The 16,062-nt window shown below is 33.8% G+C and carries 13 protein-coding genes and 1 other RNA gene; 7 read left to right on the forward strand and 7 right to left on the reverse strand.

The annotated features are described in order from the left end of the window. Positions 1–346 precede the first annotated feature (346 nt). The 3 genes from LNP27_RS08970 (at position 347) to LNP27_RS08980 (ending at position 3,900) form a co-directional block, all read left to right on the forward strand. Complete coding sequence (locus LNP27_RS08970; RefSeq protein WP_229941306.1) at positions 347–832, forward strand: SixA phosphatase family protein; 486 nt, start codon at positions 347–349, stop codon at positions 830–832. Beyond that, positions 829–2,919: a polyphosphate kinase 1 gene (gene ppk1, locus LNP27_RS08975; RefSeq protein ID WP_229941307.1), complete on the forward strand. Its 2,091-nt coding sequence runs from the start codon at positions 829–831 to the stop codon at positions 2,917–2,919. Before LNP27_RS08970 ends, ppk1 begins: the two co-directional genes overlap by 4 nt. Before the next feature lie 90 nt (positions 2,920–3,009). Then, positions 3,010–3,900 carry a Ppx/GppA phosphatase family protein gene (locus LNP27_RS08980; RefSeq protein WP_229941308.1) on the forward strand — a complete coding sequence of 297 codons (891 nt, stop codon included), beginning with the start codon at positions 3,010–3,012 and terminating at the stop codon, positions 3,898–3,900. A gap of 14 nt (positions 3,901–3,914) precedes the next feature. Here the strand turns inward: LNP27_RS08980 and LNP27_RS08985 are convergent, their stop codons facing one another. Further along, a complete protein-coding gene (locus LNP27_RS08985) occupies positions 3,915–4,358 on the reverse strand; it encodes a DNA polymerase III subunit gamma/tau (RefSeq protein WP_229941309.1) in 444 nt (147 codons plus the stop codon). On the opposite strand from LNP27_RS08985, the gene LNP27_RS15245 reads away from it, so the two are divergent. Further along, positions 4,348–4,476 carry a hypothetical protein gene (locus LNP27_RS15245; protein ID WP_255673692.1) on the forward strand — a complete coding sequence of 43 codons (129 nt, stop codon included), beginning with the start codon at positions 4,348–4,350 and terminating at the stop codon, positions 4,474–4,476. The two genes, LNP27_RS08985 and LNP27_RS15245, sit on opposite strands and share 11 nt — an antisense overlap. Positions 4,477–4,564: 88 nt before the next feature. On the opposite strand, the gene dnaX is transcribed toward LNP27_RS15245, so the two are convergent. Then, entirely contained in the window at positions 4,565–5,650 is a 1,086-nt protein-coding gene (gene dnaX / locus LNP27_RS08990; protein ID WP_229941310.1) for a DNA polymerase III subunit gamma/tau, read from the reverse strand. 229 nt (positions 5,651–5,879) lie between these two features. After that, positions 5,880–6,179, reverse strand: coding sequence for a hypothetical protein (locus LNP27_RS08995; protein WP_229941311.1), 300 nt, complete (start codon positions 6,177–6,179; stop codon positions 5,880–5,882). Between the two features lie 121 nt (positions 6,180–6,300). Here LNP27_RS08995 and rnpB point away from each other — a divergent pair. After that, positions 6,301–6,616: RNase P RNA component class A (gene rnpB / locus LNP27_RS09000), an RNA gene on the forward strand. Between the two features lie 77 nt (positions 6,617–6,693). On the opposite strand, the gene LNP27_RS09005 is transcribed toward rnpB, so the two are convergent. From LNP27_RS09005 to LNP27_RS09020, 4 genes are all read right to left on the reverse strand, one after another. After that, positions 6,694–8,478 (reverse strand): chloride channel protein, encoded by a 1,785-nt coding sequence (locus LNP27_RS09005; RefSeq protein ID WP_229941312.1) that lies wholly within the window; start codon positions 8,476–8,478, stop codon positions 6,694–6,696. A 182-nt stretch (positions 8,479–8,660) separates the two neighbouring features. Continuing rightward, positions 8,661–10,346, reverse strand: coding sequence for a gamma-glutamyltransferase (gene ggt / locus LNP27_RS09010; protein ID WP_229941313.1), 1,686 nt, complete (start codon positions 10,344–10,346; stop codon positions 8,661–8,663). A gap of 13 nt (positions 10,347–10,359) precedes the next feature. Next, a complete protein-coding gene (gene ggt / locus LNP27_RS09015) occupies positions 10,360–12,045 on the reverse strand; it encodes a gamma-glutamyltransferase (RefSeq protein WP_229941314.1) in 1,686 nt (561 codons plus the stop codon). Then, on the reverse strand, positions 12,042–12,626 hold the full coding sequence (locus tag LNP27_RS09020; RefSeq protein WP_229941315.1) for an acyl carrier protein phosphodiesterase: 585 nt from the start codon (positions 12,624–12,626) through the stop codon (positions 12,042–12,044). The genes ggt (LNP27_RS09015) and LNP27_RS09020 overlap by 4 nt, the downstream gene beginning before the upstream one ends. A 124-nt stretch (positions 12,627–12,750) precedes the next feature. Between LNP27_RS09020 and glmM the strand changes: the two genes are divergently transcribed. Both glmM and LNP27_RS09030 read left to right on the forward strand, forming a co-directional pair. Continuing rightward, a complete protein-coding gene (glmM, locus tag LNP27_RS09025; RefSeq protein WP_229941316.1) occupies positions 12,751–14,139 on the forward strand; it encodes a phosphoglucosamine mutase in 1,389 nt (462 codons plus the stop codon). Between the two features lie 247 nt (positions 14,140–14,386). Next, positions 14,387–15,874: an aminotransferase class V-fold PLP-dependent enzyme gene (locus tag LNP27_RS09030; protein WP_229941317.1), complete on the forward strand. Its 1,488-nt coding sequence runs from the start codon at positions 14,387–14,389 to the stop codon at positions 15,872–15,874. The last annotated feature ends 188 nt before the right edge of the window (positions 15,875–16,062 follow it).

The raw sequence follows: 16,062 nt of genomic DNA on the forward strand, positions 1-16,062 counted from the left end.
TTCTGGGCAAGAATGAATAACGGGATAAAAGTATTCTAATTAAATTAACATCTTTTAATTTTTCTATAAAATACCCAAATACTCGTTTAAGTACTCTATTCGATCTTTTAAAACGTTATAAAAATCATAAAAATCGGTATTTTAGTTAATTAAACTTAAACAAACGTTAAATTTAGGTATATTGTCTTACAACTGTTAGCATATAAGTTCACCATAGCTTGCTTTTTTAGAACTGTTAAATAATCGATCAAAAAAGAAGCGCATTTAGTCTTTCTTTCGTAAATTGTGATGTAATTTTTTATTACGTCAAACTAAATTTTCTAAATATTTAAATAGACTTTTAACTATGAAAAATTTAATTGTAGTACGTCATGCAAAATCAAGTTGGGAAGTTCCAGTGCATGATAAGGATAGAGGCTTGACCTGTCAAGGTATTAAAGATGCGCATCTTGTTTCTAATGAAGTTAAAAATAGAGTTCCAAAAACATATCTATTTTTTACCAGTACAGCAAAAAGAGCGGCAAATACCGCATTAATTTTCGCTCAAAATTTTGCTTATCCGCTTGAAAGTATCATTTATAAAGAGGACCTTTATACTTTCGATGAAAATAAATTGGAAAAATTTATAAGGTCATTTAGTAATACGTGTGAAACTGTTATTCTTTTTGGACATAATGGTGCAATTACAGATTTTGTTAATAAATTTGGAGATATTTTTATAGAAAATGTTCCAACATCTGGATTTGTACACATGAAATTTGAAACTGATGATTGGAATTTAATAAATAGAGGTAGCGTTAAGAGAACAATATTTCCCAAAAACTTAAGATGAATAAAGTATTAGAATATAAATATATTGAAAGAGAAAAAAGCTGGTTAGCATTCAACGCCAGAGTACTTCAGGAAGCTGGTGACAACACAGTTCCGTTATTAGAAAGATTGCGTTTTTTAGGCATTTTTTCAAACAATTTAGATGAGTTTTTCAGAGTTCGTTTTGCATCTATTAGACGGTTGAGCTTGTCAGGAATAACGGGCGAAAAATATTTAGGTGGGATTACAGCTCAGCAATTAGTTAAGGATATTACTGAAATTGTTATTCAGCAACAATCAGAAAGTTTACGAATATTGAATATTATTGAAAGCGAACTTGAAACGAAAAACATCTTCATCATAACGGAAACAGATATTTCTACTGAACAGGAAATTTTTCTAAAAGACTTTTTTATCCAAACAGTGAGTCCTGAATTAGTAACGATAATTTTAAATGATTTGGCTGAATTTCCGGTTTTGAAGGACACATCTGGATATTTAGCGATTAAATTAGTTATGAATGAAAATTCAGAGATTCGTTACGCTGTTATCGAAATTCCTAAAACTATAAATCGTTTTGTCGTATTGCCATCTAATGATGACAAGCAATACATTATACTCCTTGATGATGTTATTCGCCATAACTTAAGTAGCATTTTTAATATTTTTGATTATAAAAGTGTCTCTGCTCACATGATAAAAATTACTCGAGATGCGCAGCTCGATATCGATAGCGATTTGAGTAAAAGTATGCTCGAAAAAATATCACTTAGCGTAAAAGAACGAAGAATAGGCGAGCCCGTTCGTTTTATATACGATCAATTAATTGAGGAAGATACTTTGTCTTTTTTTCTAGACAAAATGAAAATCGAAGCTACAGATAGTATAATTCCAGGAGGACGATATCACAATAGAAGAGATTATATGAGTTTTCCAAATCTAGGAAGATTCGATTTATTATATGAGACTATTGATCCGTTACCTATTCCGGGATTAAGTCTTGAAGGGAGTATACTTGAAAAAATTAGCGAAAAGGACTATTTGCTAAATGCACCCTACCAGTCTTTCTCGTACTTAACGAAGTTTTTGCGTGAAGCTGCTTTAGATCCTAAAGTGATATCCATTAAAATAACATTATATCGTTTAGCCAAGAATTCTCAAATTATTAGTTCGCTGATAAATGCTGCTAAAAATGGAAAGAAAGTAACAGTGCAAATAGAGTTACAAGCGAGCTTTGACGAAGCTTCTAATATTTCGTATGCTGAACAAATGCAGTTAGAGGGTATCGAACTTATTTTTGGTATAAAAGGATTGAAAGTTCACAGTAAAATTTGCGTTATAGAAAGATTTGAAAACGATAAGATAAAGCGTTATGGTTTCATTTCGACCGGAAACTTCAATGAATCTACGGCAAAAGTGTATACTGATGTAACACTTTTTACAAGCCATCAGCAAATTCTGAAAGATATCATGAAAATATTTGATTTTTTTGATGTTAACTATAGAGTGCACCGTTACAAACATCTTATTGTCTCTCCTCATTATACTAGAACACGATTTATAAAATTAATTGACAGAGAAATTACTCATGCATTAGCAGGTAGGAAAACGCATATAAAGCTAAAAATGAATAGTTTGTCTGACTTCCCAATGATTGATAAATTGTATGAAGCTAGTAAGGCAGGAGTTAAGATTCAACTTCAAGTGCGAGGTATTTGTTCGCTGATTCCAGGAATTCCAGGAATGAGTGAAAACATCGAAGCGATAAGTATTGTAGATCATTATCTAGAACATTCTCGTGTGTATATTTTTGGTAATGCAGGACAAACAGAGGTATATATTTCTTCCGCTGATTTTATGACCAGAAATATTGATGGACGTGTCGAGGTTACTTGCCCCATCTATGATCAAGGAATAAAAAATGAGCTTATTGATAATTTTAACATCGGTTGGAAAGGGAATGTAAAAGTGCGTTTTCATTCGTATAAACTAGACAACAAGTATAAACCTCGCAATCATAATCCTATTTTTAGAGCGCAGTTTGAGACTTATAATTATTATAAAAAGAAGCTTAAAGCAGTGATGAAACCTGAAGAAAAACTTCAATAATTGATTAAAGAGAGCATCTAAATTAGTCCAAGTTGGAATTTTGTAGCTAACGAAATCCATTTATTCAAAAATAAACGAATCTATAACAAGATGATTAAAATAAAGAAATATGCTGCAATAGATATTGGTTCAAACGCCATGCGTTTACTAATGGTCAATATTGTAGAACAGGAGGGAAAAGAACCTCAATTTAATAAAAGTTCCTTGGTTCGTGTTCCCATCAGACTTGGGCAAGATGCATTTACTGTTGGCGAAATTTCTGAAGAGAATATTGAAAGAATGTGTGATGCCATGAAAGCTTTTAATCTATTGATGAAAGTGCATAAAATTGAAAGATATATGGCATTTGCTACATCAGCCATGAGAGAAGCATATAACGGAAAGGAAGTTGTAGCTATTATCAAGAAAAAGGCAGATATAAAGATAGAAATTATTGATGGAAAGAAAGAAGCTGCTATAATTGCTTCTACTGATTTACACCATTTAATAAAAACAGATCAAACCTATCTTTTTGTCGATGTTGGTGGTGGTAGCACTGAGTTTACGCTGTTTTCTGATGGTAAATTAATCAATTCTAGATCGTTTAAAGCTGGAACGGTGCGTTTGCTAAACGATATGGTTTGCGATGTAGTTTGGGATGAAATAGAAAAATGGATCAAAGTAAATACAAAAGATTACGAAGAAGTTATATTAATAGGTTCTGGTGGAAACATTAATAAATTGTTTAAGATGTCAGGCAAAATGCAGGAGAAACCTTTGTCATATATGTATGTCAATTCTCAATATGCATTTTTGAATTCCTTATCGTACGAACAAAGAATAGCTGAATTAGCGTTGAACCCTGATCGTGCCGATGTAATTATTCCTGCTGTAAGAATTTATCTAAATGCAATGAAATGGAGTGGTGCGAGAAATATTTATGTACCTAAAATTGGACTTTCTGATGGGATTGTAAAAGCAATGTATTACGGGAAAATATAGTCCAAAGATATTATTTACGCATCTAAATCTAATCCAAATGTTGTACGTAAAAGTTCAATATTTGGATTTATTTCTAGAAGCCTGTTGTAACGGTCTTGATCATTAAAGCTTCTTTTGTTTTCAATACTTTCATTGACAATTACTTCGATTGTAATATCGTGATTGTGTAAATGCCCCTTTAAATGTCCTAAAAGTCCATTTAATTCTTTCTCAAAATCTAATTTAGAACCTTCGTTTGGTAGTTCAATTGTTATTGCTGTTCCATCCAGTTTTGGATCATTAATAAGCAATAAGGATTCCATTATTTTATAGCCTTTATCACCTAAACGCTGAGCATACTTAGTCCATTGCAGTAGCATTTCGGTTTCTGTAAATGCTTCTGTTGGTAAGTGCGCTACCTCTTTTACAATTCCCTTAGTACTTTCTTCTAATGCTTTTTTGGCACGAATGCTAGACAATGAAAAAGCAGAAATCTTTGGAGCAGTAGATTCTGGAGTTGTAAATTTTACGGCGGGAGTAGGAGCTGCAGTAGGTAATATGATTTCCGGCTTTATGCCTATAGCTGGAGCTACGTGATTTTCAATTTTTACACTTTTTGGAGTTTTTACACTTATATTAGTATCAATTATAGAGTAATCATTCTTTCTAAAATAAGTAGGAGGAATTATAAATTGCTCAACTTTTTTTTTTCTCCATCAAAGGTGATAGAGGCAAGTTGCATTAGGCATAATTCAACAAGAAGTCGCTGATTTTGGCTTAATTTATACTTTAAATCACAATCATTAGCAATTTCGATTCCCTTCAATAGGAATTCTGGAGTGCATTTTTGTGCTTGAACGCCATACATTTTTTGTGCTTGTTCCCCAACTTCTAATAAGGATAGGGTGGCAGGAGTTTTAGAAACTAGTAAGTCTCTAAAATGAGAAGCCAAACCAGAAACAAAATGGTGAGAATCAAATCCTTTAGCTAGGATTTCATTAAATGCCATTAGTAATTCAGGGATTTTATTTTCAAGAATTAAGTCAGTAATGTTGATGTAGGTTTCGTAGTCCAGTACATTCAAGTTTTCTGTAACGGCTTGACGTGTTAAATCTTTCCCGCAAAATGAAACTACTCTGTCAAAAATAGATAGCGCATCACGCATTGCACCATCTGCTTTTTGAGCAATAATGTGTAAAGCATCGTCTTCAAAAACTACACCTTGACTGGTGGCAACTTCAGCTAAATGTTCTTTAGCATCCTTAACAGTGATTCTTTTGAAATCGAATATCTGACAACGCGACAATATTGTTGGAATAATTTTGTGTTTTTCGGTCGTTGCCAAAATGAAAATCGCGTGTTTAGGCGGTTCTTCTAATGTTTTCAAAAAAGCATTAAAAGCTGCCGAAGATAACATGTGAACCTCGTCAATAATATACACCTTGTATTGTCCCGTTTGTGGCGGAATACGAACTTGGTCAATTAAATTTCTAATATCATCAACAGAGTTGTTTGAAGCAGCATCTAATTCGAAAACATTAAAGGCAAAATCTTCATTTGGATCATCATATCCTGGCTGATTTATTTTTCGAGCAAGAATACGAGCGCAAGTTGTTTTGCCCACTCCACGAGGACCTGTGAATAAAAGGGCAGAAGCAAGGTGATTGCTTTCTATGGCATTTAATAAAGTGCTGGTAATGGCTTTTTGCCCTACAACATCTTTAAATGTTTGAGGACGATATTTACGTGCCGATACTACAAATTGTTCCATAGGATTTTTATTCGAAAGCAAATATAGGTTTTAATTTAAAGATGGAAAAATTTAAATATTGAAAGATTTTATATTTTACGATATGTGTTTGATTAGTAAATTCCCTAGCCCAGATAAGAGTGAAAATCCTCCATCGCCGTTCCGAAATTTTAGAGACGGCGATGGAGATTGTAGCGGATAGCTGGATTAAGCTCCAAAAGAAGAAATTGAAATTAGTAGTACTGAATGTTTATTTGGCTCTTCCCTTGATGGTAATGTCAATTAGAATTCGTGCTGCATTATTTTCGGAATTAGCTGAAAATCCAGTTACAAATACCCCTTTTTTGCCGTTTTTAGACTTAATCCCATAAACGGTTGCTTCATCATCTGGATTACTGTCTCCCTCATATCGATATATATGTTGAATTTCGCAATGATCAGGATATTGTGTTATTTCGCTGTCGTCGATATTGAAATCAAAGTCAAATCCCATTTCATATAATTCATCCAATGCTTGAGAAACCGTGGTGTAGTGATAGATATTAGACATAATAACGTTATTTACTGTTGATTTATAAAGGTAACTATTTTATGGTTAAGTGATTGCAAACTACTTGTTAAAGTAGGACTAAGAAAGTAGAATGCTAACAAAAAAAAAGTTGTAAATTTGCGCTACAGACCGCCTTATCGCCACGCTTTAGCGTGGAGGAAAGTCCGGACACCACAGGGAAGCATAGCGGGTAACACCCGTCGGCCACGCCTAAAAGCATGGTTAGGACAAGTGCAACAGAAAGTATGTACAGGTAATGCTGTAGTGAAACCAGGTAAACTCTATGCGGTGAAATATCAAGTATATCAGCATTTAAGGGCGTCTCGTTCGTTGCTGAAGGGTAGATAGCTTGAGTCACACAGTAATGTGTGATCTAGATAAATGATAAGGCCACGCTTTAGCGTGGACAGAATCCGGCTTATAGGTCTGTTTTTTTTATTTTAAAGATGCTGCTGACTCTCTTTATAGATCTTTTCCTGAGAGAGGAATTCTACACAATAAAATTGATATCTCATTAATCAATTGTCATTGCTTTAAGTTTAGTTCTATAAGCCTCAAGCGCAATAGATTTAGATATAAATCCGTAATACTTGTCGTTTTTAAGTACTGGCAAATATGTCATTTTTGACTTTTCAAATTTATTCATTACCATTTCCATACTTTCGTCAGGAGTGATAATCTCATTAAGTGGCAACATAACATCTTTGATCTTGGTGTACTTAACTCGATAGGTATTGAAAATTATTTCTCTTATCGTGTTGAAATGCACAATGCCTAGTAATTCATTTTCTGCATTGACCACAGCGAATATTACTTGGTTAGAATGCGAAATTAAATCTACTAGTTTTTCTAAATTTTCATCAGGTGAAACGGTTAAGAAATCGGTTTGAATAATAGAATTTGTATCTAAAGTTGATAATACATTCGTGTCTTTATTACTCGTGAAAGCGTGCCCTTTTTTAGCTAAATTCTTAACATCAATCGAGTGTTTTTCAAAACGGCGAGAGATCGCAAAACTAATTGACGAAACGATCATTAGTGGAATCATTAAATTATATCCTCCAGTAATTTCTGCAATTAAGAAAATTCCAGTTAATGGCGCATGAAATAAACCACTTAAAATCCCTGCCATTCCCACTAATGTAAAATTACTTACCGGTAATTTAGCAAGTCCTATAAGATTCACAAATTTCGAAAAGAAGAAGCCTAAATAAGAGCCTAAAAATAGAGATGGGGCAAAATTACCACCGTTACCACCGCTTCCTAAAGTGATTCCTGAAGCAAAAACTTTAACCATCATTGTAAAGCCAACAAACAGTAGAAGTGCCCAATTATTATCTCTGAAACTACTAAACAAAGTGTCCTCCATCAATTTGCCGGGATCATTATCAGATAATGTTTTTATCGTTTCGTATCCTTCACCGAAGAGTGTTGGAAATATAAAAATAAGAACCGCTAAAATTGAAGATCCGAATAATGCTTTTTTATAGGGTGTCAGCTTTAATCGCGAAAAAAAATGCTCTACTCTCTGAAAATTACGAGAATAGTAGATAGACATAAATCCGGTTAGTATTCCTAAAAGAACATAAAATACGATATTGTGGTAATCGAAGCTTTCTTGCTGTTTGAACGACAATAAGATAGTTTCGTCTAATGCGATTACAGAAACTAGTGCGCCAGTCGCCGCGGCAATCATGATAGGTGTAAATGCTGCAATACTCACATCGACTAATAAAACTTCGATAGCAAATAGTACTCCGGCGATTGGTGCATTAAAAGCCGCAGCAATACCCGCGGCAACGCCGCAACCTATTAACAAAGTTCGATCTTTGTATGATAATTTATAGTTTTGGGCATAATTAGAACCAAAAGCGGCTCCCGTAACTACAATTGGACTCTCTAAACCTGCAGATCCTCCTAAACCAACGGTTAATGAGCTGGTAATAATTTGAGCATACATTTGTTTTTTAGGTATGATACTCGCTTTTTTAGCAACTGCATATAAAATTTGCGAAGTTCCTTTTTGAATCGTTCCGCCTAAAACTCTTTTGACAACAAAAACAGTAAGCATAATACCAATTATCGGTAAAATACCTTTTATGAATCCCAATTTCCAAAATCCAGTTACATACGTAGCAAATGCGAAAACCCAATGGGCAAAAGTTTTTAAAACGATTACTGCAACTGCGGAAGAAATACCTACTAAAACTGCGGATAAAAATATGAATTGCTTGGGTGTCAGCAGGGATTGTGCTATCGCAATTATTACTTCTAATTTAGAAATGTATTTTTTGAACATTATGTTTTTTTAAGGGAATGCAAAATTACTTTTTTTTTAAGGTCATCAACTATTTTTTAATGCTTCTTTTGTAATTTATATTTATGGATAATTGCCGCTTTTGCGAAGTCAAATGGTTAAAGATACGAGGTTTTAAATTAACTCTAATTTGGTTGACTGAACATGTCTTGAAAATATTTTTGTTAAAATCCAACAGCTTTATCATCACCTCTAAAATCAGCTCCTCCTTCTAAAGTTTTATTTGGTAGTACTAAAATTGCATCTACTTTACCAATAACAGGTGTTGTTTTTTCATTAATTAAATATCCTTTTAATTTTAAATTTTCGAAAGTTGTTGTATCGAAAGTATTGGGTTCAAATGTAATTAAATCTGGTAGCCATTGATGGTGAAATCTCGGCGCATTTACAGCTTGTTGCATGCTTAATTTATATTCATACACGTTTAAAATGGTTTGCATTACCGCAGTAATAATAGTAGAACCGCCAGGTGAACCTACAACCATAAATAATTTTCCGTTTTTTTCTACGATTGTTGGTGTCATAGAACTCAACATTCTCTTTTGCGGAGCAATGCTATTGGCTTCATTTCCCACTAAGCCAAACATATTTGGTTCTCCGGGTTTAGCGCTAAAATCATCCATTTCGTTATTTAAGAAAAAGCCTAATTCATCGCAATAATATTTAGAACCAAAACCATCGTTTAGCGTTGTAGTTGCTGAAACCGCATTTCCAAACAGATCTACAATTGAGTAATGAGTCGTTTCTGTACTTTCATTATAAGTTACTTTTCCTTCCTTAATCTCTGATGATAAAGTAGCTTTTTCAAAATTAAAATTCGACATTCTTTGTTTCAAATAATCGGTAGACATTAATTGTTTTAAAGGTATTTTTACAAAATCAGGATCACCTAGAAAATAACTTCTGTCCGCATACGCTCTTCGTTCAGCCTCAACTATGACTTGAATAGATTGAGTAGAGTTATGTCCCATTTTGGATATGTTGAAAGGCTCGATCATTTTAAAAATTTGAGCCATACATATTCCGCCACTACTAGGCGGCGCCATCGAAATTATTTTTAAATCCTTATATTCAAAAGTGAGTGGTTTTCTCCATTTGGCTTCGTATTTAGCTAAATCTTCCATGGTGATTATAGCTCCTTTTTCCTGAAGATATTTGACTAATGTTTTAGCCGTATGTCCTTTGTAAAACTCATCTCTACCATTTTTTGAAATTCGTTTTAAAGTAGCAGCAAGAGAAGGATATTTTATGATATCATTTTCTTTAAATGCATTGGCAAATAGGGTTTTGTCACCGTTTGCTTTTATTATTCTAGCTCGGAAATCATTCAATCGAGCTTCTTGTTTTTTAGTAACCACAACTCCTTTTTCAGCCAGTTCAATAACTGGTTTTAAAATTTCAGTAATGGGTAAGGAGCCCAATTTTTTGTGAACTGCAAAAACGCCTGCAATTGTTCCTGGAACTCCAATTGCAAGAGGAGTATCTGTGCTTTTTCCTTTTATAACATTTCCTTTTTCGTCAAGAAACATATTTTTGCTCGCAGCTAAAGGCGCTTTTTCACGGTAATCTAATGATCCAATTTCGCCATTTGCTTTGCGATAGACCATAAAACCGCCTCCGCCAAGATTTCCAGCATACGGATAAGCAACAGCTAGAGCGAGTTCAGTAGCAACCATCGCATCAAATGCATTCCCTCCCTTTTTTAGAATTTGAGTTCCTATCTTAGAGGCTTCTTCACGAGCAGAAACTACCATCGCTTTAGTCGTAACTAGCCCAGTAGGTTGTGTTAATACGCTTTGAGCGTTGCTGCCCATTGAGATCATGCTTAATACAATTATGATTTTTCTCATTTGAATACTAGTTTTAGAAACCGGCGGCCTTATTGTCACCTCTTTTATCTGCGCCACCTTCTAATTTTCCGTTTGGTAAAACTAAAATTGCATCTACTTGACCTATAATTTCTTTATTTTTTTCATTTACAAAATATCCTTTTTTCTTTAGGTTTGCTAAAACCTCTTTAGAGAAAGAATTAGGTTCAAAAGTAATCTCATCAGGTAGCCATTGATGGTGAAAGCGCGGAGTGTCAACTGCATTTTGCATACTCATTCCGAACTCATAAACATTTAATATTGTCTGCAAAACCGAAGTTATAATGGTTGATCCTCCTGGTGTACCCACAACCATAAAAAGCTTTCCGTTTTTTTCTACGATTGTAGGTGTCATTGAACTTAACATTCTTTTTTCGGGAGCAATACCGTTGGCTTCACTTCCAGTCAACCCGTATAAATTAGGTACGCCTGGTTTAGCACTAAAATCATCCATCTGGTTGTTCAAGAAAAAACCTAATTCATCACAATATATTTTAGAACCGTAATTGTCATTTAGCGTAGTTGTTGCAGAAATTGCATTTCCTTCAGCGTCGACAATTGAGTAATGAGTAGTTTGGTTGCTTTCATAGCCTTTAATTATTCCAGCAGCAATATCTGAAGATTTAGAAGCTTTGTCAAATGAAAAATCTTTCATTCTTTTTTCTAAATAGGATGGTTCTAGTAATTCTATAACCGGCATTTTTATAAAGTCAGGATCACCTAAGTAAAAGTTTCTGTCGGCATAAGCTCTGCGTTCTGCCTCTGTAATTACTTGAATAGTTTTAAGTTCGTTGTGTCCCATTTGCGAAAGATTAAAAGGCTCAATCATTTTCATAATTTGGTTCAAACAAATTCCGCCACTGCTAGGTGGAGACATAGATGTGATTTTTAATTTTTTATATTGAAAAGTAATTGGTGTACGCCATTTTGCTTGGTACTTTTTAAAATCTTCAATGGTGGCATTGCCTCCTTTTTTGGCAAGAAAAGCAACGAGTTTTTGAGCAGTTTCACCTGAATAAAATTCCTCACGACCGTTTGCAGCAATCCTTTTAAATGTAGCTGCTAACGCTGTATATTTTATAGTATCATTTTCTTTATACACTTTTGAAAACAAACTATTTCGTCCGTTTCTTTTTATAAAAGTTTCACGATTGCTATTCAAACTTGCAGCCTGATATTTAGTAACAATTACTCCTCGTTCTGCTAGCGCGATCACAGGTTTTAATATTTCACCTATCGGTAAGGAACCGTATTTTTTATGAACTTCAAATATTCCTGCAATAGTACCAGGAATTCCTGAAGCTAGTGCTGTGGAGGTGCTTTTACCAGCAATTACATTCCTGTCTTTATCTAAATACATGTCTTTAGAAGCGGCCATTGGAGCTTTTTCTCTGTAATCAATTGATCCAGTTTCACCGTTTGCTTTTCTAAACACCATAAAACCACCCCCGCCAATATTACCAGCCTGCGGATGCGCAACTGCCAATGCTAATTCAGTAGCGACCATAGCATCAAATGCATTTCCACCTTTTTTCATGATTTCAACTCCAATTTGTGATGCTTCTTCACGAGCAGAAACTACCATTGCTTTTGTAGTTACTAAACCTGTTGGTTCTATAGTTTTTTCATTGGATTTACAGCTGAAAATAGCTAGAGCAAGCAGGAATATTATCTTTTTCATAAGGTTGTCATTTTATCGTTCGAAAATAGTATTAATTCTTTAAAAAAATGGGTAAACTCGTTCTCAAATTCGGAGTAGAATTCCGTTAAATCTTGTACTGCAAATCGCATATTTGATTGGTTTTTAGTACGTCGATCCATTTGCGTTAAAATATGTTGGATTCCCTCAATAGATTCATACGCAACTAACCAGTTTTCTTTAAATAAAGTAGGCATGATTGTCAGCGTTCTTTCTGAAAGCAAATGCTTATTATTGACCAATGATTGATAAAAATGATCTACAAATTCTGTCAGTTTTTCATCAGAGTAATTTTTCCAGTTTTTTGCTAGGAAATGATCGTATAAAACATCGACAATTACACCTGCATAGTGATGGTAGTTTTGATGAAGTCGCTTTGTACTTTGTCTAAAAACAGGATGTGCATCGGTAAATTTGTCAATGCTACGATGCAAAATGATTCCTTTCTGGATTTCTAAAGGATAGTTTTCAAACTGTTTTCCTCGTATTCCATCGGCCATAAAATTGCCGATTTTAATTAAATCATTATCGCCAGAAAGATAAATGTGTGCTAGAAAATTCATTCGCCTAAATTATGAATTTAAATGCTAATTTTTAAATTCTAAATGACTTTTGTAAACCTTCAATTATTACATTTGTAAAGAATAGAAATTTATACTTTAATATTAATATTTTAAGCACTAATAAATGACTTTAATTAAATCGATATCGGGGATTCGTGGAACAATAGGTGGTAAAGTGGGAGATAATCTAACTCCAGTTGATGCAGTTAAATTTGCCTCAGCATACGGAACCTGGTTGAAAGATTATAGTAAAAAAGAAAAACTAACAGTTGTTGTAGGACGTGATGCTCGTATTTCGGGACCAATGATACATAATTTAGTAGTAAATACTTTAGTAGGATTAGGAATTGATGTTATCGATTTGGGTCTTTCGACAACTCCAACAGTTGAAGTGGCTGTGCCTCTTGAAAAAGCAGATGGTGGTATCATTCTTACTGCGTCGCATAATCCAAAACAATGGAATGCATTGAAATTATTGAATGAAAAAGGAGAGTTTCTAGATGGTGATGACGGAATGAGAATTCTTGAAATTGCTGATGCCGAAGCATTCGACTTTTCGGAGGTGGATGATTTAGGCGAGATAACCATTAATGATGCGTATATGGATATTCATATTGATGAAGTATTGAATTTGTCATTAGTGGATATTGATGCGATAAAAGCAGCTAAATTTAAAGTAGTTGTTGACGGTGTAAATTCGTCAGGAGGAATTATTATTCCTAGATTATTAAAATTAATGGGTGTTGAAGTGATTGAGTTGTACTGTGACCCAAACGGAGATTTCCCTCATAATCCAGAACCATTAAAAGAGCATTTAACCGACATTTCAGAATTAGTTGTAAGGGAAAAAGCTGACTTAGGAATCGTAGTAGATCCAGATGTTGACCGCTTAGCATTCGTTTGTGAAGATGGTGAAATGTTTGGTGAAGAGTATACTTTAGTGGCTTGCGCTGATTATGTATTGAGTAAAACACCTGGGAACGCAGTCTCTAATATGTCGTCCTCTCGTGCTTTACGCGATGTGACCACAGTGCATAACGGAATTTATGAAGCGAGTGCAGTAGGTGAAGTGAACGTGGTTAAATTGATGAAAAAGAATAATGCTATTATAGGTGGTGAAGGTAATGGTGGAATAATTTATCCTGAGTTGCATTACGGACGTGATAGTTTAGTAGGTGTAGCTTTGTTCTTGACACATTTGGCAAACAAAAAAATGAAAATTTCAGAGTTGCGTGCTTCGTATCCTGAGTATTTCATGAGCAAAAATAAAATTGAATTGACGCCTCAAATTGATGTTGATGCTATCCTCATTGCAATGGCTGATAAGTACAAAGACGAAGAGATTAATACTATAGATGGAGTAAAAATTGATTTTGCTGAAAATTGGGTACACTTAAGAAAATCAAATACGGAACCTATTATTCGCATTTATACGGAAGCCGCTACTCAAGAAAATGCAGATGCGCTAGCACTTCGAATTATTGACGAGATAAAAGATGTCGCTGGTTTATAAAATCATATGTTTATAATTAATTACCCTTTCAAAACTAAAATTGAAAGGGTTTTTTTATGAAGTGACGTAAAAAAGCAATTTTAAAATTTTGTCAATTAAGTACATTTTTATGGCAAAAAATGGAGCTAATATTGTCATTTTGAAGATTTGAATCTAAAGAAAACTGTAATTTGATCATATTAACAAATGTAGAAAATGAGTATCTCATAAAATTCAATATCTTTGGAGCCAAATTATACTTAAAAAAATGATTACCAAAATAGCACCAACAGAATTAGAATTATACTTTCAACAGTTTCGCAAAAACATAATAGGAATCGATCAAGAATTTGAATCTCCTTATGGTAAAAAGCAAATTATATACACCGATTGGACTGCGAGTGGCCGCTTATACCGCCCAATTGAAGAAAAGTTGATGAATGAATTTGGTCCTTTTGTGGCTAATACGCATACGGAAACTACTATTTCAGGAACGGCGATGACAAAAGCCTATCATAAAGCCAGAAATATTATTAAGGAACATGTACATGCAAGTGCAGACGATGTTTTGATTACTGATGGAACTGGAATGACAGGAGTTGTTAATAAATTTCAAAGAATTTTGGGTTTAAAAGTACCAGAGAATCTTAAAAATTTCATCACAATTCCAGCGGAAAAGAAACCAATCGTTTTTATTTCACACATGGAACACCATTCTAATCAAACTTCTTGGCTGGAAACAATTGCTGATGTAGAAGTAATTCCTTCTTGTGCAGACGGTTTATTTAGTACAGAAAATCTAGAATTGTTGCTAGAAAAATATAAAGAACGTCCTTTTAAAATTGCCTCAATTACTTCTTGCTCGAATGTGACAGGTATTAAAACTCCCTATCACCAAGTCGCTAAAATTATGCACCAGCATAATGGACTTTGTTTTGTAGATTTTGCTTGTTCAGGTCCTTATGTCAAAATCGATATGCACCCAGAAGATCCTGATAGTTATTTGGACGCTATTTTCTTTTCGCCTCATAAATTTTTAGGTGGTCCTGGAACTAGCGGGGTTTTGGTATTTAATAAAAAATTATATCAAAATTTAGTCCCAGATAATCCAGGTGGCGGAACGGTAAGTTGGACAAATCCATGGGGCGAACACAAGTATATTGATAATATCGAAGATAGGGAAGACGGAGGTACTCCAGGTTTTCTTCAGGTTATAAAAACGGCTTTAGCAATTCAGTTGAAAGACCAAATGGGAATTGAGAATATCTTAAAAAGAGAGCATGAAATTGTAGATTATATTTTCTCTGAATTAGGTAATGTTACAAATATAAAAATCCTTGCAGCGCAACATCAACAAAGGTTAGGCGTAATTTCTTTCTTTGTAGAGGATTTACATTTTAATTTGGGAGTAAAATTATTGAATGATAAATTTGGTATTCAAACTCGTGGTGGATGCAGTTGTGCTGGTACTTATGGGCACTTCTTATTGCACGTAGACCAGGAAACTTCTAGTAAGTTAATCGACGAAATTACATTAGGAGATTTAATCAGAAAACCAGGTTGGATTAGAATGTCTATTCATCCTACGACTACAAGTGATGAAATTGAATATGTTTGCGATGCAATTAAATCATTAGCCAAAAATCATACAACTTGGGCTTTAGATTACGATTATAATCCTGAAACTAATGAGTTCATAAATAAAAAAGCACAACCACTAGAAGACGAATTTGTAAAAAAATGGTTTACAGTCTAACAGTTTAGCTTTGCATTTTATTAAGAATCACTTATTAAACTTTTTAAGGTTTTCTAAGTGATTTTTAATTTTGAATAAGAAGTAGATGTAATTTGTGAAAGCGGAGTAGTAAATATAAATCCTACTTTCGCATCTTAAAATTTAAAAAAAAATATATTCAATTTGCTCTACAAATTACATCTAATATT

This window comes from Flavobacterium galactosidilyticum (assembly GCF_020911945.1).
Taxonomy (GTDB): domain Bacteria; phylum Bacteroidota; class Bacteroidia; order Flavobacteriales; family Flavobacteriaceae; genus Flavobacterium; species Flavobacterium galactosidilyticum.

Bases quoted from the DNA above. Each gene is read 5' to 3' on its own strand.
- LNP27_RS08980 (WP_229941308.1), top strand. From the start codon at position 3,010: ATGATTAAAATAAAGAAATATGCTGCAATAGATATTGGTTCAAACGCC.
- LNP27_RS15245 (WP_255673692.1), top strand. From the start codon at position 4,348: ATGCTAGACAATGAAAAAGCAGAAATCTTTGGAGCAGTAGATTCTGGA.
- LNP27_RS08995 (WP_229941311.1), bottom strand. From the start codon at position 6,179: ATGTCTAATATCTATCACTACACCACGGTTTCTCAAGCATTGGATGAA.
- LNP27_RS09005 (WP_229941312.1), bottom strand. From the start codon at position 8,478: ATGTTCAAAAAATACATTTCTAAATTAGAAGTAATAATTGCGATAGCA.
- ggt (WP_229941313.1), bottom strand. From the start codon at position 10,346: ATGAGAAAAATCATAATTGTATTAAGCATGATCTCAATGGGCAGCAAC.
- dnaX (WP_229941310.1), bottom strand. From the start codon at position 5,650: ATGGAACAATTTGTAGTATCGGCACGTAAATATCGTCCTCAAACATTT.
- LNP27_RS09020 (WP_229941315.1), bottom strand. From the start codon at position 12,626: ATGAATTTTCTAGCACACATTTATCTTTCTGGCGATAATGATTTAATT.
- ppk1 (WP_229941307.1), top strand. From the start codon at position 829: ATGAATAAAGTATTAGAATATAAATATATTGAAAGAGAAAAAAGCTGG.
- LNP27_RS09030 (WP_229941317.1), top strand. From the start codon at position 14,387: ATGATTACCAAAATAGCACCAACAGAATTAGAATTATACTTTCAACAG.
- ggt (WP_229941314.1), bottom strand. From the start codon at position 12,045: ATGAAAAAGATAATATTCCTGCTTGCTCTAGCTATTTTCAGCTGTAAA.
- LNP27_RS08970 (WP_229941306.1), top strand. From the start codon at position 347: ATGAAAAATTTAATTGTAGTACGTCATGCAAAATCAAGTTGGGAAGTT.
- glmM (WP_229941316.1), top strand. From the start codon at position 12,751: ATGACTTTAATTAAATCGATATCGGGGATTCGTGGAACAATAGGTGGT.